The organism is Streptomyces sp. NPDC004065 (assembly GCF_044903565.1).
In the GTDB taxonomy this organism is placed as follows: Bacteria; Actinomycetota; Actinomycetes; order Streptomycetales; family Streptomycetaceae; genus Streptomyces.
This window is the reverse complement of sequence record NZ_JBJDQT010000021.1, coordinates 61,547-83,697: the sequence shown is the minus strand read 5'-3', so window position 1 is coordinate 83,697 and position 22,151 is coordinate 61,547. Positions and strand designations below refer to the sequence as shown.

At 73.2% G+C, this 22,151-nt stretch carries 18 protein-coding genes and 1 pseudogene; 14 read left to right on the top strand and 5 right to left on the bottom strand.

Going from position 1 to position 22,151, the window contains the following annotated elements; genetic code table 11:
• Positions 1 to 38 precede the first annotated feature (38 nt).
• Complete coding sequence (locus ACI2LW_RS22065) at positions 39 to 1,451, bottom strand: MFS transporter (protein ID WP_404732913.1); 1,413 nt, start codon at positions 1,449 to 1,451, stop codon at positions 39 to 41.
• 96 nt (positions 1,452 to 1,547) lie between these two features.
• Here ACI2LW_RS22065 and ACI2LW_RS22060 point away from each other — a divergent pair, with 96 nt between their 5' ends.
• From ACI2LW_RS22060 to ACI2LW_RS22045, 4 genes are all read left to right on the top strand, one after another.
• Positions 1,548 to 2,528 carry a LysR family transcriptional regulator gene (locus tag ACI2LW_RS22060; protein WP_404732912.1) on the top strand — a complete coding sequence of 327 codons (981 nt, stop codon included), beginning with the start codon at positions 1,548 to 1,550 and terminating at the stop codon, positions 2,526 to 2,528.
• A 157-nt stretch (positions 2,529 to 2,685) separates the two neighbouring features.
• Entirely contained in the window at positions 2,686 to 4,137 is a 1,452-nt protein-coding gene (locus ACI2LW_RS22055) for a hypothetical protein (protein ID WP_404732911.1), read from the top strand.
• A 401-nt stretch (positions 4,138 to 4,538) separates the two neighbouring features.
• Positions 4,539 to 6,722, top strand: coding sequence for a glycosyltransferase (locus tag ACI2LW_RS22050; protein WP_404732956.1), 2,184 nt, complete (start codon positions 4,539 to 4,541; stop codon positions 6,720 to 6,722).
• The gene (locus tag ACI2LW_RS22045; protein ID WP_404732910.1) at positions 6,719 to 7,909 is read left to right on the top strand and encodes an acyltransferase; all 1,191 of its coding nucleotides are present in this window, start codon (positions 6,719 to 6,721) and stop codon (positions 7,907 to 7,909) included. Before ACI2LW_RS22050 ends, ACI2LW_RS22045 begins: the two co-directional genes overlap by 4 nt.
• Positions 7,910 to 8,070: 161 nt before the next feature.
• On the opposite strand, the gene ACI2LW_RS22040 is transcribed toward ACI2LW_RS22045, so the two are convergent.
• Positions 8,071 to 8,253 carry a DUF397 domain-containing protein gene (locus tag ACI2LW_RS22040; protein ID WP_404732909.1) on the bottom strand — a complete coding sequence of 61 codons (183 nt, stop codon included), beginning with the start codon at positions 8,251 to 8,253 and terminating at the stop codon, positions 8,071 to 8,073.
• A gap of 11 nt (positions 8,254 to 8,264) precedes the next feature.
• Positions 8,265 to 8,582: pseudogene (locus ACI2LW_RS22035) on the bottom strand (Scr1 family TA system antitoxin-like transcriptional regulator); the annotation flags it as partial.
• 9 nt (positions 8,583 to 8,591) lie between these two features.
• Here ACI2LW_RS22035 and ACI2LW_RS22030 point away from each other — a divergent pair.
• Positions 8,592 to 8,936, top strand: a complete 345-nt coding sequence (locus tag ACI2LW_RS22030; RefSeq protein WP_404732908.1) for an ATP-binding protein — start codon at positions 8,592 to 8,594, stop codon at positions 8,934 to 8,936.
• Positions 8,937 to 8,993: 57 nt separating this feature from the next.
• On the opposite strand, the gene ACI2LW_RS22025 is transcribed toward ACI2LW_RS22030, so the two are convergent.
• Positions 8,994 to 9,272 (bottom strand): hypothetical protein, encoded by a 279-nt coding sequence (locus ACI2LW_RS22025; RefSeq protein WP_404732907.1) that lies wholly within the window; start codon positions 9,270 to 9,272, stop codon positions 8,994 to 8,996.
• Positions 9,273 to 9,374: 102 nt separating this feature from the next.
• Here ACI2LW_RS22025 and ACI2LW_RS22020 point away from each other — a divergent pair, with 102 nt between their 5' ends.
• From ACI2LW_RS22020 to ACI2LW_RS21985, 8 genes are all read left to right on the top strand, one after another.
• On the top strand, positions 9,375 to 10,727 hold the full coding sequence (locus ACI2LW_RS22020) for a nitrate/nitrite transporter (protein WP_404732906.1): 1,353 nt from the start codon (positions 9,375 to 9,377) through the stop codon (positions 10,725 to 10,727).
• A gap of 145 nt (positions 10,728 to 10,872) precedes the next feature.
• The gene (locus ACI2LW_RS22015; RefSeq protein WP_404732905.1) at positions 10,873 to 12,060 is read left to right on the top strand and encodes a uroporphyrinogen-III synthase; all 1,188 of its coding nucleotides are present in this window, start codon (positions 10,873 to 10,875) and stop codon (positions 12,058 to 12,060) included.
• Positions 12,061 to 12,285: 225 nt separating this feature from the next.
• Entirely contained in the window at positions 12,286 to 12,894 is a 609-nt protein-coding gene (locus ACI2LW_RS22010; RefSeq protein WP_404732904.1) for a CGNR zinc finger domain-containing protein, read from the top strand.
• A gap of 386 nt (positions 12,895 to 13,280) precedes the next feature.
• Positions 13,281 to 13,802, top strand: a complete 522-nt coding sequence (locus tag ACI2LW_RS22005) for a sigma-70 family RNA polymerase sigma factor (RefSeq protein WP_010039908.1) — start codon at positions 13,281 to 13,283, stop codon at positions 13,800 to 13,802.
• The gene (locus tag ACI2LW_RS22000) at positions 13,802 to 14,614 is read left to right on the top strand and encodes an anti-sigma factor family protein (RefSeq protein WP_404732903.1); all 813 of its coding nucleotides are present in this window, start codon (positions 13,802 to 13,804) and stop codon (positions 14,612 to 14,614) included. Before ACI2LW_RS22005 ends, ACI2LW_RS22000 begins: the two co-directional genes overlap by 1 nt.
• Positions 14,615 to 14,898: 284 nt before the next feature.
• The gene (locus ACI2LW_RS21995; protein WP_404732955.1) at positions 14,899 to 17,157 is read left to right on the top strand and encodes a HelD family protein; all 2,259 of its coding nucleotides are present in this window, start codon (positions 14,899 to 14,901) and stop codon (positions 17,155 to 17,157) included.
• Between the two features lie 447 nt (positions 17,158 to 17,604).
• Entirely contained in the window at positions 17,605 to 19,029 is a 1,425-nt protein-coding gene (locus ACI2LW_RS21990) for an NAD-dependent malic enzyme (RefSeq protein ID WP_404732902.1), read from the top strand.
• Between the two features lie 345 nt (positions 19,030 to 19,374).
• A complete protein-coding gene (locus tag ACI2LW_RS21985) occupies positions 19,375 to 19,656 on the top strand; it encodes an HU family DNA-binding protein (protein WP_003990598.1) in 282 nt (93 codons plus the stop codon).
• Positions 19,657 to 19,938: 282 nt separating this feature from the next.
• On the opposite strand, the gene murA is transcribed toward ACI2LW_RS21985, so the two are convergent.
• Positions 19,939 to 21,285, bottom strand: a complete 1,347-nt coding sequence (gene murA, locus ACI2LW_RS21980; RefSeq protein WP_404732901.1) for a UDP-N-acetylglucosamine 1-carboxyvinyltransferase — start codon at positions 21,283 to 21,285, stop codon at positions 19,939 to 19,941.
• Between the two features lie 274 nt (positions 21,286 to 21,559).
• Here murA and ACI2LW_RS21975 point away from each other — a divergent pair, with 274 nt between their 5' ends.
• Entirely contained in the window at positions 21,560 to 22,132 is a 573-nt protein-coding gene (locus ACI2LW_RS21975; RefSeq protein WP_404732900.1) for a YqgE/AlgH family protein, read from the top strand.
• The last annotated feature ends 19 nt before the right edge of the window (positions 22,133 to 22,151 follow it).

Below are 22,151 nucleotides of genomic sequence, written 5' to 3'. Positions count from 1 at the left end.
GGCGCGGGCGGCGCGGGCGGGGTGGACGGGGTGGACGGTCAACCGGTTGCGCACGGCTTACGGGGCTTACGGAGCGTACGGGGCCTGCGGGGCCCATGGGGCGTACGAGGTGTACGCGCCGTACGCGACCGTACGGCGAGCGCGATGAGCAGGGCGGTGGCCGCGGCCGCCACCGGCACCCCGTAACCGGCCACCGGAGACAGATGCTCCACCACCCAGCCCCCCGCCGCGCTGCCGCAGCCGATGCCGCCGAGCAGGCCGGTCACCGCGAGCGTCATGCCCTCGTTGAGGCGGTCCGGGGGAGTGCGCCGCTGGATCAGCGTCATGTTGGTGACCATGGTCGGCGCGGTCGCCGTACCGGCCACGAAGAGGGCCACGGCGAGCGGCAGCAGGGCGCCGGTCAGGGCGGCGGCCAGCAGCGGCAGCGTCATCAGCGCCGTCATCGCCGCCACGCACCACGCCAGCCGCCGCGCCGCCGGTCCGGCCGGCCGCACCGCCCCGTACACCAGCCCCGCCACGCACGACCCGGCCGCCTGGAGCCCGAGCGCCACGCCCGCCGCCGACCGGTGCCCCTGGGCGTCCGCGAACGCCACCGTGACGACCTCCGTCGCGCCGAACACCGTCCCCAGGGCGAGGCAGACGGCGAGCTGGGCCGGCATGCCCGGCGCCCGCAGCGGCGCCCTCGCGGGCGTGCGGGGCCGCGGCGGCGGCTCGGTCGAGCGCTGGGCGGCGAACAGCAGCACGCCCGCGAGCAGCAGCGCCGCCGCCGTCAGCGTGCCGGCCTCCGGGAAGAACGTCCCGGTCAGAAAGGCCGCGAGGACCGGCCCGAGCATGAAGCACAGTTCGTCGGCCGCCTGCTCGAAGGAGTTCGCGGTGTGCAGGGCCGAGTCGTCCTCGCGCAGCAGGTGGGCCCAGCGGGCGCGGGACATCCCGCCGGTGTTCGGTGTGGTGGCGGTGGCGGCGTAGGCGGCGAACAGCGTCCAGTCGGGAGCCCCGCCGCGCACGCACAGCACCAGGGCCAGACTGCCCAGGACCGCGCAGACCGTGGCGGGCACGGCGATCCGCGCCTGGCCGTACCGGTCCACCAGCCGGGCGATCCAGGGCGCGGCGACGGCGGTGGCGGCGAGTCCGGTGGCGGTGACGGCGCCGGCGAGCGCGTACGAGCCGCGGACCCCGGCGATCATCACCACCGCGCTGACCCCGAACATGCCCTGGGGCAGCCGGGCCATGAGGTTCCCGGCGGTGAAGGCCCGCGCGCCGGGGACGGCGAACAGGCGCCGGTAGGGGTTCCCGGCCGGCCCGCCGCCCGTCCGCCCGGCCGCCCCGGCGTTCGCCGCCGCGTGCGCCTCGGATTCCGCTCCGGTGTCGGCTCCGGTGTCGGCTCCGGCGTCGGCTCCGGCGGTCGCGGCGGCCGGTGCCGCGGGGGTGGCGTCGTTGGGTGTTCTTGGCATGTCCCCACCGTCACCCCGAATGGATCAAGCGGTCCAACACCTGATCGGAGCCCATTGACGCACTCGCGTTGTGAGTCCTCGTTGTAGGTTCACGGCATGTCCGCCCACCTGCCCGTCCGCCACCTGGACCCGCGGCTGCTGCGCGCCTTCGTCGCCGTCGCCGAGGAGCTGCACTTCACGCGCGCCGCGGCCCGCCTCTACATCGCCCAGCAGGCGCTCAGCCGCGACGTACGACGGCTGGAACGCGAGCTGGGCACCGAGCTGTTCGTCCGGACCACCCGGCAGGTCACCCCGACCGCCGACGGCGAGCGGCTGCTGCCGTACGCGCGCCGGGTGCTGGACGCCCAGGACGAGCTGCTGGCCGCCTTCGGGCAGGCCCGCCCGCTGCTGGTCGACCTGAACTCGCCCGGCCTCGCGACCGGCCGCAGCGTGCTGCTGCGGGCTCGCGAACTCGCCCCCGAGCACGAGATCATGGCCCGCTACGAGAGCGGGCTGACCGGTGCCGCGGCCGAGCTGCTCGCGGGCCGCCTGGACGCCTCCTTCGGACGGTTCGCGGGGCTGGACGCGGGGCTGCGGGCCCGGCTGGACCACCAGTTCGTGCGCTACGAGCCGATGGCGCTCGTCCTGCCCGAGGACCACCGGCTGGCAGCGCTGGCCGAGGTGCCGCTGGACGCGCTCGCGGGCGAGACCGTCTACGCCGGGGCCGGCAATCCGCGCACCCCGGAGTGGACCGACCTCGCGCACCGCCTCTTCGAGGGCCGCGGCATCGAGGTCGCGCCGCCCGCGCCGCTGGCCGTCGGGGTGGAGGAGTTCGAGCGGCTGATGGCCCGGCACGGGCACCCGGTCCTGGCGGTGGTCGGCTTCCCGGCTCTGCCCCGGACCGTCGTACGGCCGCTCGTCGACCCGGTGCCGCTGTCCCCGGTCTCGCTCGTGTGGCGCAGGGGGCTCACGCATCCCGCGCTCGACGCGCTGCGCCGGGCGGCGGCGGAACTGGCCGTGTCGGAGGGATGGTTGAGGCGACCCGAAACCGGATGGGTTCCGGCCATCGACGAAACGGTCAATTCCGGTCACCATTGATCTTCGCGCACCGTCACTCCCTCCTCACGCTACGTTCGTCGCGCCGAGCACGGTGTGACTAGGGGGGCGCTCGGGGCAGGTGGGGGCCTGGTCCGGCGACGCGGGCTCGGAGTCGTATGCGCACCCGGAACATTCCCATGGGGGGAAGTGCGTGCGCGTGGAAAAGGGACCGGACGAGGGCCGCAGGCGGCCGGAAGAGGACCGACCCGAGTGGCCCGAGGCCGCGTCGGCGACCGGGGAGAACGAGGTCGCCGAGGGCGGTGGCGGACGGCCGCAGTCGTTCCCGGACACCGGACCGTCCGAGAGGCTGCGGGCCGAGGACCCGTGGGGAGAGCCCGAGCCGGGCGGACTCGGCGCGGCGACGCGCCCCGGCGGGTCCACGGGGTCCGGCGGGACCGCGGGGTCCGGCGGGCCGGAGGACAGGGGCTCGAGTGGTGCCGGCCCGGACGAGGCCGGCGCGGGTGCCGCCCGCGCGGGCGGCAGGGGAGGCGCCCCCGCCCCGGGTGACTTCCGCGGTCCGAAAGTTGCCCTCGGCGACGAGGAGTCGGAGGAGCTGACCGTACGGCTCGACCGGGCCGCCGGAGAGCACCCGGAGACCGGACGGCGGGACAAGAAGTCCGCCCGGGCGGGCGGCGACGGGAGCGACACCGGCGACCGCACGGGCGGCGGGAACGCCGCCGCGCGCGGCGGGGGCGCAGGCGCCGGCGGGGGCGGGTTCGGCCGGGACGGCGGCGCCGACGGCGGGCCCGTCTTCGTCGACATGTCGGGCCGCCGCAGCCGCCGCTTCCGGCGGTTCGGCATGGCCGTCGGACTGGCCTGCGCCGTCTACGGCGTCGTCATCGTCGTCACCCTGGTGTCCGGCAACTCCAACGCGCCCTGGCTGCCGGTGCCCGGCCAGGCCGAGCACCGGCCGTCGAACAAGGTGGACACCTCCCCGGCGCCGTCCGACCCGCGGCGCCCGCCCGGCACCGGCGGTGGCGGCGCCCTGCCCGGGGCGCCCGTGAACACCCCCGGCGGCGTCCGGCAGGCCCCGGGGACCGGCCCCAGCGCGCCGCCCGGCTCGGCCGGGCCGAGCAAGCCGGGCGCCTCCGTCACTCCCCGGCCGAGCGCCTCCGGGAGCACCAGGCCCCCGCGTCCCGGTTCGACCGGCCCGGTCGTGCGGCCGACCCCGTCCCAGGCCTCTCCCTCACCCGACCCCAGCCCCAGCGGCGGCGGTTCACCCACGCCGTCCGACCCGTCGCCGTCGGCGGGCGGAAGCGGCGGCGGAAACGGCGGCGGAAGCGGCTCGGGCCCGGGCGGCCCGGGCACGGTCGCCGACGGCAGGAACGACTCGGTGCCGGTGGCGAGCGAACCGCCGCGGAGCGGGTCGTCGGGCTCGAACGGGTCCTCGGACGCGACCGGTGCGCCGGGTGGCACGGGGACCCAGGGCTCCTCGGAGGCCCCTGCCGTCACGGCCGCACCGGAAGCGCCGGCCTCGGACGAGGCCCCGGGGACCCCGGGCACGGCGGGCACCCCGGGTGCGGGATTCGCGCCCGGTTCGCCGGAGCCGGCCGACGGGCAGACGGTCTCCGGTCCGCGCGTGCTGGTGGCGATCGAGGTCGTGTCCTGATGGCGCCCCGCACCGGAGAGCCCGGGCTCACCACGGAGAACGACGACAGTGAGGCACGCTGCGACAGCGGCACCCGCGAGGACGGCGGCACCCACGGCGACAGCGGCGCGCAGGGCGACAGCGGCGCGCACGGTCCGCGTGACCGCCGTGACCGCCGTGACCGCCGTGACCGCCGTGACCGGCGCGACCGCGCCGAGCCGAATGACGGCTCCCGCACCCCCCGCCGTACGAACACGCCCGCGAGCGCGGGCCGTTCCGGCGGTTCCGGCCGTTCCGGCCGTCCGGGCCGCCGTACGGCCGGACCCGTACGGCCGGGACGCCCCCGGCGCACCCGCCGGCCCCGCCGCCCCCGCCGTCTGCCGCTGCGCCTGCTGCTGCCCACGCTCGTCCTCGCCGCCCTGATGGCGATGCTGATGCTGCGCGGATACGTGCACAGCGAGATCCTCGCCGACCACCGCGTCCGGCCCGAGGCCGCGACCGACCGGGTCCCGGAGAAGATCCTCGAGGGCGGCCCGGTCATCGACACCCGCGGCGGCCGGGCGACCAGCCTGCGCGTGCCCGACCACCGCCTGGTCCTCACCTTCGACGACGGACCCGACCCGACCTGGACCCCCCAGGTGCTGGACGTGCTGCGCAAGCACCACGCGCACGCGGTGTTCTTCGTCACCGGCACGATGGCCTCGCGCCACCCGGAACTGGTCAAGCGCATGGTGGCCGAGGGGCACGAGGTGGGCCTGCACACCTTCAACCACCCCGACCTGTCGTACCAGTCCAAGGAGCGCATCGACTGGGAGCTGTCCCAGAACCAGCTCGCCATCACCGGCGCGGCCGGTGTGCGCACTTCGCTGTTCCGGCCGCCGTACTCCTCCTTCGCCGACGCCATGGACAACAGCTCCTGGCCGGTCACCCAGTACATCGGCGCGCGCGGCTACATCACCGTCGTCAACACCGCCGACAGCGAGGACTGGCAGCGGCCCGGCGTCGGCGAGATCATCCGCCGCGCCACCCCGCGGGGCGGCAAGGGCGCGATCGTCCTGATGCACGACTCCGGCGGCGACCGCCACCAGACCGTGCGGGCCCTGGACCGGTACATCCCCGAACTGAGGGCGCGCGGCTACCGCTTCGACAACCTCACCGAGGCGCTCGGCGCGCCCAGCGCGCTCACCCCGGTCACCGGCGCCGAGCTGTGGAAGGGCCGGGCGTGGATCGTGCTGGTCCAGGCCTCCGACGACCTCACCGACGCGCTGGCGGTGTGCCTGGCCGTGGTCGGCGGTCTGGTCCTGGCCCGGTTCGGGCTGATGCTGCTGCTCTCGGGCGCCCACTCCCGCCGGGTGCGGCGCCGCGGGTTCCGCTGGGGGCCGCCGGTGACCGAGCCGGTGTCGGTGCTGGTCCCGGCGTACAACGAGGCCAAGTGCATCCAGAACACGGTGCGTTCGCTGACGGCCAGCGAGCATCCGGTCGAGGTCGTGGTGGTCGACGACGGGTCGGCCGACGGCACGGCGGACATCGTGGAGGCCATGGGCCTGCCGGGCGTACGGGTGGTGCGCCAGGCCAACGCGGGCAAGCCGGCCGCCCTCAACCGCGGCATCGCCAACGCCTCGCACGACCTGATCGTGATGATGGACGGCGACACGGTCTTCGAACCGTCCACGGTGGGCGAGTTGGTACAGCCCTTCGGCGACCCGAAGGTCGGCGCGGTCGCGGGCAACGCCAAGGTCGGCAACCGCGACTCGCTGATCGGGGCGTGGCAGCACATCGAGTACGTGATGGGCTTCAACCTCGACCGGCGGATGTACGACATGCTGCGCTGCATGCCGACCATCCCCGGCGCGGTCGGGGCGTTCCGGCGCTCCGCCCTGGAGCAGGTCGGCGGGATGAGCGACGACACCCTCGCCGAGGACACCGACATCACCATGGCGCTGCACCGCGCCGGCTGGCGCGTCGTCTACGCCGAGAGGGCCCGCGCCTGGACCGAGGCGCCGGAGTCCGTCCAGCAGTTGTGGTCCCAGCGCTACCGCTGGTCGTACGGCACCATGCAGGCGATCTGGAAGCACCGCGGCGCGCTCCTGGACCGCGGCCCGTCCGGCCGCTTCGGACGGGTGGGCCTGCCCCTGGTGTCCCTGTTCATGGTGGTGGCGCCCCTGCTGGCCCCGCTCATCGACGTCTTCCTGCTCTACGGCGTCCTGTTCGGCCCCACCCGGAGGACGGTCCTGGCCTGGCTGGGCGTACTGGCCGTACAGGCGGTCTGCGCGGCTTACGCCTTCCGCCTGGACAAGGAACGCATGACGCACCTGATCTCCCTGCCCCTCCAGCAGATCCTCTACCGCCAGCTGATGTACGTGGTCCTGCTCCAGTCCTGGATCACCGCCCTGACCGGCGGCCGCCTGCGCTGGCAGAAACTGCGCCGCACGGGCGTGGTGGAGGCCCCGGGAGGCTTGGTACAGCGCGAACGCGCAAATGAGCCCGGCAGGACGGACGAGCCCGGCAGGACGGACGAGCCCGGCAGGACGGACGAGCCCGGCGGGACGGACGAGCCGGCCGGAACCCCCGGCACCGGCAGGAGCGATCGGAGCCCGGTGACATGACGACGCAGGCCACCGCCACCACGCGGACCGACGCCGCCCCGAAACCCGCGGGCCGGGACCGCTACCTCGACCTCCTGCGCGCCCTGGCCCTGGTCCGGGTCGTGGTCTACCACCTCTTCGGCTGGGGCTGGCTGACGGTGCTGTTCCCGTCGATGGGCGTGATGTTCGCGCTGGCCGGCTCGCTGATGGCGCGCAGCCTCCACCGGCCGGCACTCGGCGTGATCAGGGGGCGGCTGAGGCGGCTCCTGCCCCCGCTGTGGGCGTTCGCCGCGGTGCTGCTCCCGCTGATGCTGCTGGCGGGCTGGAACCCGCTGAAGGACCCGGACCTGGGCGGTACGGCGGGCCTGCCCCAACTCCTCGACTATCTCCTCCCGGTGGGCGCCCCGCCCTACCCCGAGCACCTGGGCTCGGACTCGGGCCTGCTGGACATGACGTGGCCGGACGACGCGGCGGGCCCCCTGTGGTACCTGCGCGCCTACCTGTGGTTCGTGGCGGCCTCCCCCCTCCTGCTGTGGGCGTTCCGCCGCGCCCCGTGGCCGACGCTGCTGGCCCCGCTGGCCCTGACCGGGGTGGTCGGCACGGGCGTGGTCACGATCCCCGGCGAGACGGGCAACGCGGTCACCGACTTCGCGGTGTACGGCGGCTGCTGGGTCCTGGGCTTCGCCCACCAGGAGGGCGTGCTGGCGCGGGTGCCCCGCTATGCGGCGGTCTCCGGCTCGAGCCTGCTGATGGCCTTCGCCCTGTGGTGGGCGTCGGGCCACCAGGGCCCCGAAGAGGCCTGGGACCTCAACGACATCCCGCTGGCCCAGGCCACCTGGTCCTTCGGCGCGGTGGTGATCCTGCTCCAGTACGCCCCGTCCTGGGAGCGGCTCCCGGCCCGCCTGAGCCGCTGGGACGGCCTGATCACCCTCGCCAACAACCGTGCGGTCACGATCTACCTCTGGCACAACTTCCTCATCGCGGCCCTGGTCCCCCTCCTCGACGAGTCGTACGCCCTCCCGTTCCTCCAGTCCGGCACCGCGTCGTCCTTCCTGGACAGGACGTACGCCTTCTGGACCGTCCTCCTGATCTGGCCCCTGATCGCCCTCGCGGTCATCACCTTCGGCTGGATCGAGGACCTGGGGGCGAGAAGAAGTCCCCGGCTGTGGCCGAACGGGAGGGGGAGGCGGGGGAGCAGGGTCTTGTGACCGCGGTGCCCGTCACCAGGCGCAATGCACTCGGTGACGGGCCACGTCACACGCCGGGCGGTCGCCATGCTGCAACCGCCCCGTGCCGGCCCGCTCGCCGACAGACTCGACGTGACCTTCACCGAACGCGAGGGCGACTACCTCGGCGTCTACAGCGGCCCTCAGAGCGCTTGCCTCGCCGCGCTGGAGATGAATCGGGCCCAGGCGGCGGGCGGGAAGGTCAGAGGGGTGCCGGTGGGGGCCTTCGAGTCGCGGACGTGGACAGCTTGGAGTGTGCGGGCTGTCTCGACGCAGTTCGAGCTGTCGCCGCTGTAGCTCGACTTTCGCCAGTGGAGGGGTTGCACGGCTGGTCCTCTCAGATTTCGTGCGTGAGGCGGTGGATGAAGTCGCGTGACTCGGCGGGATCGAGTGCGCAGGACTCCATGTGGTTCAACACGGCTCGGTACTTGCTCAACTGGGCGTCCGCGTCCAGGAAGCCGCAGCCGCCGTGGTGCGTGTCCAGTTGTACGGTGTCGAGCTGGGGTACGGAACCCTCGACGTAGTCGAAGGACTGGCCGGTGCTCGGGAAGTGGTCCGTACCGAAGGGGATCACCCGGACGGTGACATGCGGCAGCTCGCTCATCTCGATGAGGTGCTCCAGTTGGCCGCGCGCGACGGAGGAGCCGCCGAAGTCGGGCACGGCATGGGTGAAGTGCTCGACAGGGTCGAACTGTTGGCCTCGGAGCTGGTGACCAACGCCTACCGGCACACCCGGGGGCCCGCGTCGCTCCGTCTGACCGCCCTCGGTGACGGGCGGCTGCGGGTCGGCGTCTGGGACAGCCATCCGCACATCCCCGCACCGTTCGGCCGCTCTCCCCGCGATCGCGTCCCGCCGGTGCCGGCCGGTGCCGAGAGCGGGCGGGGGCTGTTCCTGGTGGAGCAGTGTGCCGACTCCTGGGGCGGCTGGCCGCTCGGCGGCGACCTCCTCGGGCGGGGAGCGGGCAAGCTGCTGTGGTTCGAGGTGGGTGGGGCTCGGGGGCGGGAGTGATCGGCCGGTTACGCGGTTGCGGACAGCCTGAGTGCAGTCGGGCCAACTGGGGTCAGGCTAGTTGTAGGCGGCCGCCTTCATCCGCTCACCCTGCTCGGTGAGGCCAAGGCGACCAGCAAGCCGCGAACGTCCGCCGATCTCCGGCGTCTTGAGCACATCCGTGACCTGCTCTGCGCCCAGGGCCGGGACGCGGACGGCTGCACGCTTGCCCTCTACGTGCGCGGCGAGCCCGCGCCCGATCTCGTCGCGGCGGCCGAGGACGGGCGGGTGCTGCTGGTCGGGATGGACGAGATGTACGGCCGCGCGTCCCAGCGACCTCTCACCCCTCCGCCCCACGGGGTGAGAGCAACGTTCCCTGGCGGTCACTCGCAGCCACAGGGGCGAAACGCCGTCTCCCTACCTTCGGTGACCAGCCACTCAGCGCACCGTGGAGGCGTCATGTCAGGAAAGCGTTGGATCAGGGACTGGGATCCGGAGGACGAGAGGTTCTGGGCGGAGGGCGGGGAGCGGATCGCCCGGCGGAATCTGCTGTTCTCCGTGCTCTCCGAGCACATCGGGTTCTCCGTGTGGACCCTGTGGTCCGTGCTCGTGCTGTTCATGGGACCCGAGTACGGGCTGACCCCCGCCGACAAGTTCCTGCTGACGTCCCTGGTGACGCTGGTGGGTGCGGTCGTCCGGGTGCCGTACACCTTCGCGGTGGCCGTCTTCGGCGGGCGGAACTGGACGGTCGTCTCCGCGGGGCTGCTGCTGGTGCCGACCGTGGCCGCGTTCGCCGTCATGCACCCCGGCACCTCGTTCTCGACGTTCCTCCTGGTCGGGCTGCTGGCCGGCATCGGCGGGGGCAACTTCGCCTCCTCCATGACCAACATCAACGCCTTCTTCCCGATGCGGAAGAAGGGCTGGGCGCTCGGGCTCAACGCGGGCGGCGGCAACATCGGCGTGCCCGTCATCCAGCTGATCGCGCTCGCCATCATCGGGGCGAGCGGCGGGCCCCGGCTGCTGCTCGGGATCTACATCCCGCTGATCGTCGTCGCCGCCGTGCTCGCCGCGCTGTTCATGGACAACCTCGCCTCCGTGAAGAACGACACCGGCGCCGCCGTGGACGCCGCCAAGGACGCGCACACCTGGATCATGTCGTTCCTCTACATCGGCACGTTCGGCTCGTTCATCGGCTACAGCTTCGCCTTCGGACAGGTGCTCACCAACCAGTTCGGCCGGACCCCGCTCCAGGCCGCCTACCTCACCTTCGTCGGCCCGCTGCTCGGCTCCCTGATCCGGCCCGTGGGCGGCCGGCTCGCCGACCGGTTCGGCGGCGCGCGGATCACCCTGTGGAACTTCGTCGCCATGGCCGCCGCGACGGCCGTCCTCGTCGTCGCCGGGATGCAGAAGTCGCTGGCGCTGTTCGTCGCCGCGTTCGTGGTGCTGTTCGTGCTCAGCGGGCTGGGCAACGGGTCGACGTACAAGATGATCCCGGGCATCTTCCACACCAAGGCTCTCGCCAAGGGACTCCAGGGGGAGGAGGCCGTGGCGTACGGGCGGCGGCTGTCGGGGGCGTCCATGGGACTGATCGGAGCGGTGGGCGCGCTCGGCGGGGTCGGGATCAACCTCGCCTTCCGGCAGTCCTACCTCTCCTACGGCTCCGGAACCGGCGCCTTCGTCGCCTTCCTCGCCTTCTACGCGGTGGCGTTCGCCGTCACCTGGCTCGTATACCTTCGCCGCCCGGCCGGGCAGGTGGCCGCCACGGCCACCGTGTCGGAGGCGAACCCGCAGCTCAGCTATGCCGAGGTATGACGTAACACTGGTGACATCCAGCCGAACCGAGCCTGTCACGCGGCGTTGACAGGCTCGTTCCGGCGGATGTGCGGTACGCCGACGCGGGCTGCGCAGGCGCAGGTGTGACCCGGCGGTACGACGACTCGAGTGCGGAACGAGAGCCATGTACGACGAACAGCAGCGACCGGAACGGCCCCGGCGGCCGGACGGGCCCGAGCGGCCCGCGCAGGGCCCCCTGGCCGGGTTCACCGTGGGCGTGACGGCCGCGCGCCGGGCCGACGAGCTCATCGCGCTGCTCCAGCGGCGCGGCGCGTCCGTCGTGCACGCGCCCGCCCTGCGCATCGTGCCGCTCGCCGACGACGGCGAACTCCTCGCCGCCACCAAGGAGATCATCGACCGGACGCCCGACATCGTGGTCGCCACCACCGCGATCGGCTTCCGCGGCTGGGTCGAGGCGGCCGAGGGATGGGGACTCGGCGAGGCGCTGCTCGCCGGCCTCGGGCAGGTGGAACTGCTGGCGCGCGGGCCCAAGGTCAAGGGCGCCATCCGGGCCGCCGGGCTGACCGAGGAGTGGTCGCCCTCCTCGGAGTCCATGGCGGAGGTGCTCGACCGGCTGCTGGGCCAGGGCGTGGACGGGCGCCGGGTCGCCGTACAGCTGCACGGTGAGCCGCTGCCGGGGTTCGTGGAGTCGCTGCGCGCCTCGGGGGCGGAGGTCGTTCCCGTGCCCGTGTACCGGTGGATGCCGCCGGACGACGCCGGACCGCTGGACCGGCTGCTGGACGCGGCCGTCTCCCGGGGACTGGACGCGCTCACCTTCACCAGCGCGCCGGCCGCCGCGTCCCTGCTGGCGCGCGCCGAGGAGCGGGGGCTCGAACCGGAGCTGCTGGCCGCGCTCGGCCATGACGTGCTGCCCGCGTGCGTCGGGCCGGTCACCGCGCTGCCGCTGCAGGCGCGCGGCATCGACACCGTGCAGCCGGAGCGGTTCCGCCTGGGGCCGCTGGTGCAGCTGCTGTGCCAGGAACTGCCGGGCAGGGCGCGCGCCCTGCCGGTCGCCGGACACCGGATGGAGGTCCGCGGGCACGCCGTGCTGGTGGACGGCGAGCTCAGGCCCGTACCGCCGGCCGGGATGGCGCTGCTGCGGGCGCTGGCGCGGCGGCCCGGCTGGGTGGTCTCCCGGGCGGAGCTGCTGCGCGCCCTGCCGGGGACGGGACGCGACGAGCACGCCGTGGAGACGGCGATGGCCCGCCTGCGTACGGCGCTCGGCGCGCCCAGGCTGATCCAGACCGTGGTCAAGCGGGGCTACCGCCTCGCCCTGGACCCGGCGGCCGACACCAAGTACGCCGACGCGTGACCAAGTACGCCGACGCGTAGCCCCGCTCCTCCGGTTCCTCCGGCTCGGCCGTCCGCGCGGCGCCCCTCGCCGGCGGCGACCGGCCGCGACCCGCTGTCGGAGGGGTACCGGCCGCGGAAGCGGGCAGGCACTGTGGGAGGGAACGCTTTCCCAGCCCTGACGAGCGTCCCACCCACTCTCCCGGCCGGCCCGGGGGACAGGGGTGGCCTAGGCGGTGACAGGCACATGGCACTGGGTACGGCCACGGTCCCGTACGAGCTGCGCTTCGACGCCGGGCGGATCTGCCTGGACCTCCTCGCCACCACCCATCCCGCCGAACGGCTCCACTCCCCGGCCCCGTTGCGGGCCTGGATCACGGGCTCCGGCCTGGTGCCGGCGGGCACCCCGCTGGGGCACGCCGACGCGGCCTGGCTCGTCGCCTTCCGGGAACTGAGGGGACACGTGGGGCAGTTGGTGCGGGGGTGCCTCGCCAGGGACGTCCGCTCGTACGGCCTCTCGTACGGCCTCGCGCTCGCCCGCGTCAACGACCTCGCCCGCCCCGCGCCGCCCGCCCCCCGTGCCGTACCCGGCGAGAACGGCGTCCTCGTGCGCGAACTGGCCGCGCCCCCCGAGTGCGCCGCACTGCTCGCGGCCGTCGCCCGGGACGCGGTGGAACTGCTCACCGACCCGGTGGCCCGCGCGTGCCTGCGGCAGTGCGAGGGCGACAACTGCCCGATCGTGTACCTGGACACCTCGCGCGGGCGCCGGCGGCGCTGGTGCTCCAGCGAGGTGTGCGGCAACCGCGAACGCGTCGCCCGCCACCGCCGTCGCGCGGCGGCCCTCACCCGCGCGTGAGACCGCTCCCACATCCCCCGCGCCGGTCCGCCGTCCGCGCCCGCGAGCGGACCGGGAGCCCGGTATGCGGCTCTTGTGAAGAGGGCGTCCGGGCACGGCCGAAGTGATTTGGGCAACATCGGGTTTGCGTCAGGGCGGCGCCCGCCCAACTTACGTGCCCCTGCCAACGTGTCGGATATGTAAAGAACACGCGGGGGAAAAGTGCTCCCATGTCCCCCCTCGTCACGTCACCCCGGAGAAAAGTGTCGACGAGGTTTGAACGCCGGGCGTCCCGCGTCCGTACCCGTCGGCGAGCGACCGACTGGGGGAACCCCCGGACATCGGAGGTGGGCGTGCGCAAGGATTCCGTCGTGGCCAATGAACGTGGATCGAGGGCCCGACATCGCATGTCCCAGCCCTCGGAACCTGACGAGGAGCTGATGCGTGCCCTGTATCGCGAGCACGCCGGACCTCTCCTTGCGTATGTCCTCAGGCTGGTCGCCGGAGACCGGCAGCGTGCCGAGGACGTGGTGCAGGAGACGCTCATCCGTGCCTGGAAGAACGCCGGCCAGCTCAATCGAGCGACCGGTTCGGTACGCCCCTGGCTGGTGACGGTCGCCCGGCGCATCGTCATCGACGGCCACCGCAGCCGGCAGGCCCGGCCGCAGGAGGTCGATCCGTCGCCGCTGGAGGTCATCCCCGCGGAGGACGAGATCGACAAGGCGCTGTGGCTGATGACGCTGTCGGACGCGCTCGACGACCTGACCCCTGCCCACCGGGAGGTCCTCGTCGAGACGTACTTCAAGGGGCGTACCGTCAATGAGGCGGCCGAGACCCTGGGCATACCCAGCGGCACCGTCCGCTCCCGGGTGTTCTACGCCCTGCGTTCGATGAAGCTGGCTCTGGAGGAGCGGGGGGTGACGGCGTGATGAGCATGTACGGGGGGTTCGGAACGGGTGGTTCGGGTATGTCTGGCTCCATGCAGGGATCACCGGCCCCGAACGAGCACGAGACCGTCGGCGCCTACGCACTCGGCATCCTCGACGACGCCGAGGCCACCGCTTTCGAGGCCCACCTCGCCGGATGCGAGTGGTGCGCGCAGCAGCTCGACGAACTGGCCGGAATGGAGCCGATGCTGGCCGCGCTCGCGGACCTGCCGGGCTCCGGCACCGCCGCGATCGGCGAGTCCCTGTCGGCCAAGCCCAGCCCCCGGCTGGTGGAGCGGCTCGTCGACGAGGTCGCCGAGCGGCGTGCGCGGAAGCGGCGCAAGGGCTTCTACCTGGTCGCGGCCGCGGCGGCGCTGATCATCGGCGGCCCGGTGGCCGTGCTCGCGGCGAACGGCGGCTCGGACGGCGGCGGCCCCACCACCCTGGCCGCGAGCCCCGCCAAGGCGGCCTTCGACCAGATCTCCGACAAGGTCACGGCGACCGACCCGACGACGCACGCCACCGCGACCGTCGCGCTGGAGAAGAAGGACTGGGGCACCAACGCCGTCCTGCAGCTGAAGAACGTGACCGGCCCGGAGCGCTGCTCGCTCATCGCCGTCGGCAAGAACGGCGAGCGCGAGACGCTGACCTCCTGGTCCGTCCCGAACTGGGGCTACGGGGTGCCGAACGCCAAGACGGAGGAGGCCAAGAACCCCCTCTACGTCCGGGGCGGCGCGGCCTTCAAGCCGAACGAGATCGACCACTTCGAGGTCATGACCTTCGACGGCAAGCGGATCGTCCAGGTCGACGCCTGACCTCGGGCGCGCGCTTCCGCCGACGGGCCCCCTTCGCGTACGGTTGACGGCTGCCCAGCACGTCAGAAGGGGGCCCGGTGGCCGCTCAGGCTCAGCAGGATTCCGCGGTCGAATCGGTTCACGAGGCGTCGCACCCGGCTTCGCGCGAGGTGTCGCACGACGCCCCGCACGAGGTCCAGCACGACGCCTCGCCCGCCGCGGAGCACCCGACCGCGCAGGACCAGGCGCGCACCGGTGCGCACGAGAAGGCACACGGCGAGGCGCGTGCCGACGCGCACGACGAGGTGCACGACTCCGTGCGCGAACGCGAGATCGCCCTGGAACAGGAGCACCTGGACCGGGTGTACCGGCGCCTCGAGGAGAAGATCCACGAGGCCGAGTTCCTCATGCGCGACGCCGCCCGGCGCGGCCAGGTCGGCACGCCCGGCGCGCTCGCCGAACGCGACGCCCAGGTCTTCCGGGCGGGCGTCCACCTCAACCGCCTGAACAACGAGTTCGAGGACTTCCTCTTCGGCCGTATCGACCTGCTGCGCGGCAAGGACGGCAAGAAGGGGCCCGACGGCGCCTACACCGCCGTGGAGCCCGCCGAGGGCGCGGTGCGCGCCGACGGCACGGCCGACATCGCCGAGACCCTGCACATCGGCCGGATCGGCGTGCTCGACGCCGACTACGCCCCGCTGGTCATCGACTGGCGGGCGCCCGCCGCCGCGCCCTTCTACCGCTCCACCCCGGTCGACCCCGGCCGGGTCGTGCGCCGCCGGGTCATCCGCTCCAAGGGGCGGCGCGTGCTCGGCGTCGAGGACGACCTGATGCGCCCGGAGCTGACGGCCTTCCTCGACGGCCGCGAACTGCCCGCCGTCGGCGACGGCGCCCTGATGGCCGCGCTCGGCCGCGCCCGCGGCCACACCATGCGCGACATCGTCGCCTCCATCCAGGCCGAGCAGGACCTCGTCATCCGCGCCCCCGCAGCCTCCGTGACCTACGTCGAGGGCGGCCCCGGAACCGGCAAGACCGCGGTCGCCCTGCACCGGGCGGCCTACCTGCTCTACCAGGACCGGCGCCGCTACGCGGGCGGCATCCTGATCGTCTCGCCCACCCCGCTGCTGGTCGCCTACACCGAGGGCGTGCTGCCCTCGCTCGGCGAGGAGGGCCAGGTCGCCGTCCGCGCCATCGGCTCGCTCGTCGACGGCGCCGAGGCCACCCTGTACGACGCGCCGGCCGTGGCGCGGGCGAAGGGGTCGTACCGGATGCTGAAGGTGCTGCGGAAGGCGGCCCGCGGAGCCCTGGAGGTGAACGACCCGCCCTCCCTGCTGCGCGTCGTCGCCTTCGGCCGCCGCCTGGAGCTCCAGGCCGCCGAGCTGGAGCGGATCCGCCGCGCCGTCCTCGGCGGCACCGCGCCGGTCAACCTGCTGCGCCCGCGCGCCCGCAGGCTGCTGCTCGACGCGCTGTGGGAGAAGTCCGGCGCCGGCGCCCGGCACACCGACCCCGAGCTGGCCGCCGAGCTGCGCTCCTCCTTCGACGAGGACGTCGCCGGCGAGGACTCCTTCGCCGCCTTCCTCGACGCCTGGTGGCCCGAGCTGACCCCGCGCGCCGTACTCACCGCGATGGCCGACGAGCGGCGGCTGGGCCGCTGGGCGCGCCGCGTCCTCAACCCCGGCGAGGTGCGCAGGGTGGCCCGCTCACTGCGGCGCGACGGCCTGTCCGTGCACGACATCGCCATGCTCGACGAGCTGCAGGCCCTGCTCGGCACCCCGGCCCGCCCGCGCAAGAAGCGCGAGCTGGACCCGCTGGACCAGCTCACCGGTCTTGAGGAGCTGATGCCGGTGCGCGAGGAGTCGCAGCGCGAGCGGGCCGAGCGGCTGGCGCAGGAGCGCACCGAGTACGCGCACGTCATCGTGGACGAGGCGCAGGACCTCACGCCCCTGCAGTGGCGCATGGTCGGCCGCCGCGGCCGGCACGCCACCTGGACGGTGGTCGGCGACCCGGCCCAGTCGTCCTGGTCCGATCCCGACGAGGCGGCCGAGGCGCGCGACGAAGCGCTGGGCACCAGGCCGCGCCGCCGCTTCGAGCTGACGGTGAACTACCGCAACCCGGCGGAGATCGCCGAACTCGCGGCGAAGGTGCTGGCCCTGGCCATGCCCGGCGTCCAGGCGCCGTCGGCGGTGCGCTCCACCGGAGTACGCCCCCGCTTCGCCGTCGCCGGGAGCTCCCTGGGCGAGACCGTGCGGGCGGAGACCGAACGGCTGCTGGACCGGGTGGACGGCACCGTCGGCGTGATCGTCGCGATGAACCGGCGGGAGGAGGCCCGGCGCTGGATCGCCGGGCTCGGCGAGCGGGCGGTCGCCCTCGGCAGCCTGGAGGCCAAGGGCCTGGAGTACGACGCCACGCTGGTCGTCTCGCCCGCGGAGATCGCCGACGAGTCCCCGGCCGGCCTGAGGGTCCTCTACGTCGCCCTGACCCGGGCCACCCAGCAGCTGACCGTGGTCTCGGGCGAGCGCGACGAACCCGACTCCGCCGGGGTGCCGGACCTGCTGCGGGACTGATCCGCACCCCGGTCGTGCCGGAGGGGACACCCGGTCGCGCCGAGGGGACACCCGGTCGCGCGGCCGGTCGCGTGGCCGGTCGCGCGACCGGGGTGCGGATCGCGCGGAGGGGAATGGCGCACGGGCATCCGTTTGTTAGCCTGGGTGTGACACCGGCTCGATCCAAGCCCCCGGGCCCAACCTTCGTCGCTACGAGCGACCACTTGCCGCGAGGCGAGCATGGCGGGTCGGTGTCATCAAGCCTGCGAGAGGCCCACGTCACCCAGTGTGACGTGGGCCTCTTTCAGTGCCCCGGGGTCTCTCGTATGGTGGAATCCGTTTTCCGCGAACAATGGATGCCCGTGAACAAAACGTCCGCAATCCCGTGCGGCTACCGCGTACTCGGGGGTAGGTGCGACGATCGGACGGCACAACAACGTGTCACGGTGAAAGCAGAGGAAGTCGGCCATGGCAACGGCGCCCAGCGTCTCCTACTCGATGACCATCCGGCTGGAGGTGCCCGCGAGCGGAACGGCCGTCTCGCAGCTCACCACCGCCGTTGAGTCCTCCGGAGGCTCGGTCACCGGCCTCGACGTCACCGCCTCGGGCCACGAGAAGCTGCGCATCGACGTGACCATCGCGGCCACCTCCACCGCGCACGCCGACGAGATCGTCGAGAAGCTGCGCGGCATCGAGGGCGTCACGCTCGGCAAGGTCTCCGACCGTACGTTCCTCATGCACCTCGGCGGCAAGATCGAGATGCAGTCCAAGCACCCCATCCGCAACCGTGACGACCTCTCCATGGTCTACACCCCGGGTGTCGCCCGGGTCTGCATGGCCATCGCCGAGAACCCCGAGGACGCCCGCCGCCTGACCATCAAGCGCAACTCCGTTGCGGTCGTGACGGACGGCTCCGCCGTGCTGGGCCTGGGCAACATCGGCCCCAAGGCCGCCCTGCCGGTCATGGAGGGCAAGGCGGCCCTGTTCAAGCGGTTCGCCGGCATCGACGCCTGGCCGCTGTGCCTGGACACCCAGGACACCGACGCCATCGTCGAGATCGTCAAGGCGATCGCCCCCGGCTTCGCCGGCATCAACCTCGAGGACATCTCCGCCCCCCGCTGCTTCGAGATCGAGGCGCGGCTGCGCGAGGCCCTCGACATCCCCGTCTTCCACGACGACCAGCACGGCACCGCGATCGTCGTACTCGCCGCCCTGACCAACGCACTTCGCTGCACCGGCAAGGCGATCGAGAACATCCGCGTGGTGATGTCCGGCGCCGGCGCCGCCGGTACGGCCATCCTCAAGCTGCTGCTGGCCGCCGGCGTGAAGAACGCCGTCGTGGCCGACATCAACGGTGTGGTGCACGCCGGACGCGAGGACCTCGTGGACGCCGCGCCCGGGTCGGCGCTGCGCTGGATCGCCGACAACACCAACCCCGAGAACCTCACCGGCACCCTGAAGGAGGCCGTGCGCGGCGCGGACGTCTTCATCGGCGTCTCGGCGCCCAACGTCCTGGACGGCGACGACGTGGCCGCGATGGCCGACGACGCGATCGTGTTCGCGCTCGCGAATCCCGACCCCGAGGTGGACCCGGCGATCGCCCGGCAGACGGCCGCAGTTGTGGCCACCGGCCGCTCCGACTTCCCCAACCAGATCAACAACGTGCTGGTCTTCCCGGGCGTCTTCCGCGGCCTGCTGGACGCGCAGTCGCGCACCGTCAACACGGAGATGATGCTGGCCGCGGCGCAGGCCCTGGCCGGCGTCGTCACCGAGGACGAGCTGAACCCGAACTACATCGTCCCGAGCGTCTTCAACGACAAGGTCGCGGGCGCGGTGGCCGGTGCGGTGCGGGAGGCGGCCAGGGCGGCCGGAGCGTCGGCCCCGGCCTTGTGAGAGCCTCATGACGGCCCGGTGACGCCGTGACCGCCTGTGACGATCACCACGGGCGGCGCCCGGCGCGTCGCGGAACCGGGCACCGCCGCGCGCCCTCTATGGTGACGGCCGGGTCCACGCCCTGTCTCCGTGTGACTCCCAAGGGTGTTCTCATGACTCCTGCGGGTGCCGGATTGGCATTACCGCCGCAGGTGGGGGCAGGATGCCTCCCTGGGCGCGAGGGTCTGGCGACGGACCCGGGCCGGGAACCCGCCGCGGAACCCGGCAGCATCGGCCGCGCTGTGCCCGATATGCGGCTCCGCCGCGTGGACGCCTCAACGGCAAGAAGAACATGGGAGTAACAACATGAACCGCAGTGAGCTGGTGGCCGCGCTGGCCGACCGCGCCGAGGTGACCCGCAAGGACGCCGACGCCGTGCTGGCCGCGTTCGCCGACGTCGTCGGCGACATCGTCTCCAAGGGCGACGAGAAGGTCACCATCCCTGGTTTCCTCACCTTCGAGCGCACCCACCGTGCCGCTCGCACGGCTCGCAACCCGCAGACCGGCGAGCCCATCCAGATCCCGGCCGGCTACAGCGTGAAGGTCTCCGCGGGCAGCAAGCTCAAGGAAGCCGCCAAGGGCAAGTGACCTTGTCTCCCGTACGCCGCGCGAAGGCGTACGGGGCCCGCTAGGGCCCACACCAACGTCAATGGGGCGGCCCCCCTCCTCGGGGGGCCGCCCCATCGCCGTGTGCGGGCGCGTACGCGCCTCGTGCCGGCCGTCCGGGCGCGCGGCTGCCCGGCTGCCGAGGCGTCCAGCTGCCGGGGACGTCCGGCTGTCCGGCCGCCCGGAGCCGACGGCCCGGGGCCGCCGGTGCGCCGGGCCGTCGGCTGCGCCGGACGGCCGTTGCGCCGGGCGTTCGGTACGCCGTTAGCCGAGCGCCTGCCCGGGCAGCTCCACCTTCGCGCCGAGCTCCACGAGCTTCTCCATGAAGTTCTCGTAGCCGCGGTTGATCAGGTCGATGCCGTGGACCCGGGAGGTGCCCTGGGCCGCGAGCGCGGCGATCAGGTAGGAGAAGCCGCCGCGCAGGTCGGGGATGACCAGATCGGCGCCCTGCAGCCGGGTCGGTCCCGACACCACCGCGGAGTGCAGGAAGTTGCGCTGCCCGAAACGGCAGTCGGAGCCGCCGAGGCACTCGCGGTACAGCTGGATGTGCGCGCCCATCTGGTTCAGCGCGGAGGTGAAGCCGAGGCGGGACTCGTAGACCGTCTCGTGGATGATCGACAGACCGGTGGCCTGGGTGAGGGCGACCACCAGCGGCTGCTGCCAGTCGGTCTGGAAGCCGGGGTGCACGTCCGTCTCCAGCGCGATGGACTTCAACTGCCCGCCGGGGTGCCAGAAGCGGATGCCCTCGTCGTCGATCTGGAAGGCGCCGCCCACCTTCCGGTAGGTGTTGAGGAAGGTCATCATCGACCGCTGCTGGGCGCCGTGGACGTAGATGTTGCCCTCGGTCGCGAGCGCCGCCGACGCCCAGGACGCGGCCTCCAGCCGGTCCGGCAGGGCGCGGTGGGTGTAACCGCCGAGCTTCTCCACACCGGTGATGCGGATGGTGCGGTCGGTGTCCATCGCGATGATCGCGCCCATCTTCTGCAGGACGCAGATCAGGTCCTCGATCTCCGGCTCCACCGCCGCGTTGGACAACTCCGTGACGCCCTCGGCCAGTACGGCCGTCAGCAGCACCTGCTCGGTCGCGCCCACCGACGGGTAGGGCAGGCGGATCTTCGTGCCGCGCAGGCCCTTCGGCGCCTCCAGGTACTGCCCGTCGGCCCGCTTCTCGATGACCGCGCCGAAGTGCCGCAGCACGTCGAAGTGGAAGTCGATGGGCCGGCCGCCGATGTCGCAGCCGCCCAGGCCCGGGATGAACGCGTGCCCGAGGCGGTGCAGCAGCGGACCGCAGAACAGGATGGGGATGCGCGACGAACCCGCGTGGGCATCGATGTCGGCGACGTTCGCGCTCTCCACGCGGGTCGGGTCGAGCACCAGCTCACCGGGCTCGTCACCCGGTCGGACCGTCACACCGTGCAGTTGCAGCAGACCGCGTACGACCCGCACGTCACGGATGTCCGGAACGTTGCGCAGCCGACTCGGCTCACCGCCCAGCAGGGCGGCGACCATGGCCTTCGGCACGAGGTTCTTCGCACCGCGGACACGGATCTCGCCCTCCAGCGGGGTTCCGCCATGGACAAGCAGTACGTCGTCAGAGCCGTTGACGGTCATGTATCTCGCGTTCCGATGAGTTGGTCAGGGGGCGGCCGGGACTGCGGTCGGGGGGCCGGGAGACAGAGTAATCGCCGTGTGCCCCCCTTAAGTAAGCCCGAGGACCACCCAGCTACGTCATAGCTGTGTCACAACACGAACCGTTCCCCGCCGGGCACGAGGGGTGACCGGCGCGCCCGTGCGCCCCTCGTGCTCCCGGCAGCCGTGAGCTGCCCTCACTCCCGTAGCCGGATTGGCTCCCCACACACCGGGAAGATGCGGGATCATGTCTGGCATGACCGAGGTGTCCTCGCTCACAGGGCGGCTGCTCGTGGCAACGCCCGCCCTGGCGGACCCGAACTTCGACCGTGCGGTGGTGCTCCTTCTCGACCACGACGAGGAGGGCTCCCTCGGCGTCGTCCTCAACCGCCCCACCCCCGTGGACGTGGGCGACATCCTGGAGGGCTGGGCGGACCTCGCCGGGGAGCCCGGTGTGGTCTTCCAGGGCGGCCCGGTGTCCCTGGACTCCGCGCTCGGGGTCGCCGTCATCCCGGGCGGCGGCGCGGGCGAGCGGGCCCCGCTGGGCTGGCGCCGGGTGCACGGCGCGATCGGTCTGGTCGACCTGGAGGCCCCGCCCGAGCTGCTGGCCTCCGCCGTCGGCTCCCTGCGCATCTTCGCCGGATACGCCGGCTGGGGCCCCGGTCAGCTGGAGGACGAGCTGGTGGAGGGCGCGTGGTACGTCGTCGAGTCCGAGCCGGGCGACGTCTCCTCCCCGTCCCCGGAGCGGCTGTGGCGCGAGGTGCTGCGGCGCCAGCGCAACGAGCTGGCGATGGTCGCCACGTATCCGGACGACCCCACGCTCAACTGACGCGTGTGAGGTTCAGTAC

Excerpts from the sequence above, each read along its gene's own strand:
- ACI2LW_RS22005 (WP_010039908.1), top strand. The coding sequence starts at position 13,281 with ATGTCCCAGCCCTCGGAACCTGACGAGGAGCTGATGCGTGCCCTGTAT.
- ACI2LW_RS22060 (WP_404732912.1), top strand. The coding sequence starts at position 1,548 with ATGTCCGCCCACCTGCCCGTCCGCCACCTGGACCCGCGGCTGCTGCGC.
- ACI2LW_RS21975 (WP_404732900.1), top strand. The coding sequence starts at position 21,560 with ATGACCGAGGTGTCCTCGCTCACAGGGCGGCTGCTCGTGGCAACGCCC.
- ACI2LW_RS22030 (WP_404732908.1), top strand. The coding sequence starts at position 8,592 with ATGGGTGAAGTGCTCGACAGGGTCGAACTGTTGGCCTCGGAGCTGGTG.
- ACI2LW_RS21990 (WP_404732902.1), top strand. The coding sequence starts at position 17,605 with ATGGCAACGGCGCCCAGCGTCTCCTACTCGATGACCATCCGGCTGGAG.
- ACI2LW_RS21985 (WP_003990598.1), top strand. The coding sequence starts at position 19,375 with ATGAACCGCAGTGAGCTGGTGGCCGCGCTGGCCGACCGCGCCGAGGTG.
- ACI2LW_RS22050 (WP_404732956.1), top strand. The coding sequence starts at position 4,539 with ATGGCGATGCTGATGCTGCGCGGATACGTGCACAGCGAGATCCTCGCC.
- ACI2LW_RS22015 (WP_404732905.1), top strand. The coding sequence starts at position 10,873 with ATGTACGACGAACAGCAGCGACCGGAACGGCCCCGGCGGCCGGACGGG.
- ACI2LW_RS22000 (WP_404732903.1), top strand. The coding sequence starts at position 13,802 with ATGAGCATGTACGGGGGGTTCGGAACGGGTGGTTCGGGTATGTCTGGC.
- ACI2LW_RS22010 (WP_404732904.1), top strand. The coding sequence starts at position 12,286 with ATGGCACTGGGTACGGCCACGGTCCCGTACGAGCTGCGCTTCGACGCC.
- ACI2LW_RS22065 (WP_404732913.1), bottom strand. The coding sequence starts at position 1,451 with ATGCCAAGAACACCCAACGACGCCACCCCCGCGGCACCGGCCGCCGCG.
- ACI2LW_RS22045 (WP_404732910.1), top strand. The coding sequence starts at position 6,719 with ATGACGACGCAGGCCACCGCCACCACGCGGACCGACGCCGCCCCGAAA.
- murA (WP_404732901.1), bottom strand. The coding sequence starts at position 21,285 with ATGACCGTCAACGGCTCTGACGACGTACTGCTTGTCCATGGCGGAACC.
- ACI2LW_RS22020 (WP_404732906.1), top strand. The coding sequence starts at position 9,375 with ATGTCAGGAAAGCGTTGGATCAGGGACTGGGATCCGGAGGACGAGAGG.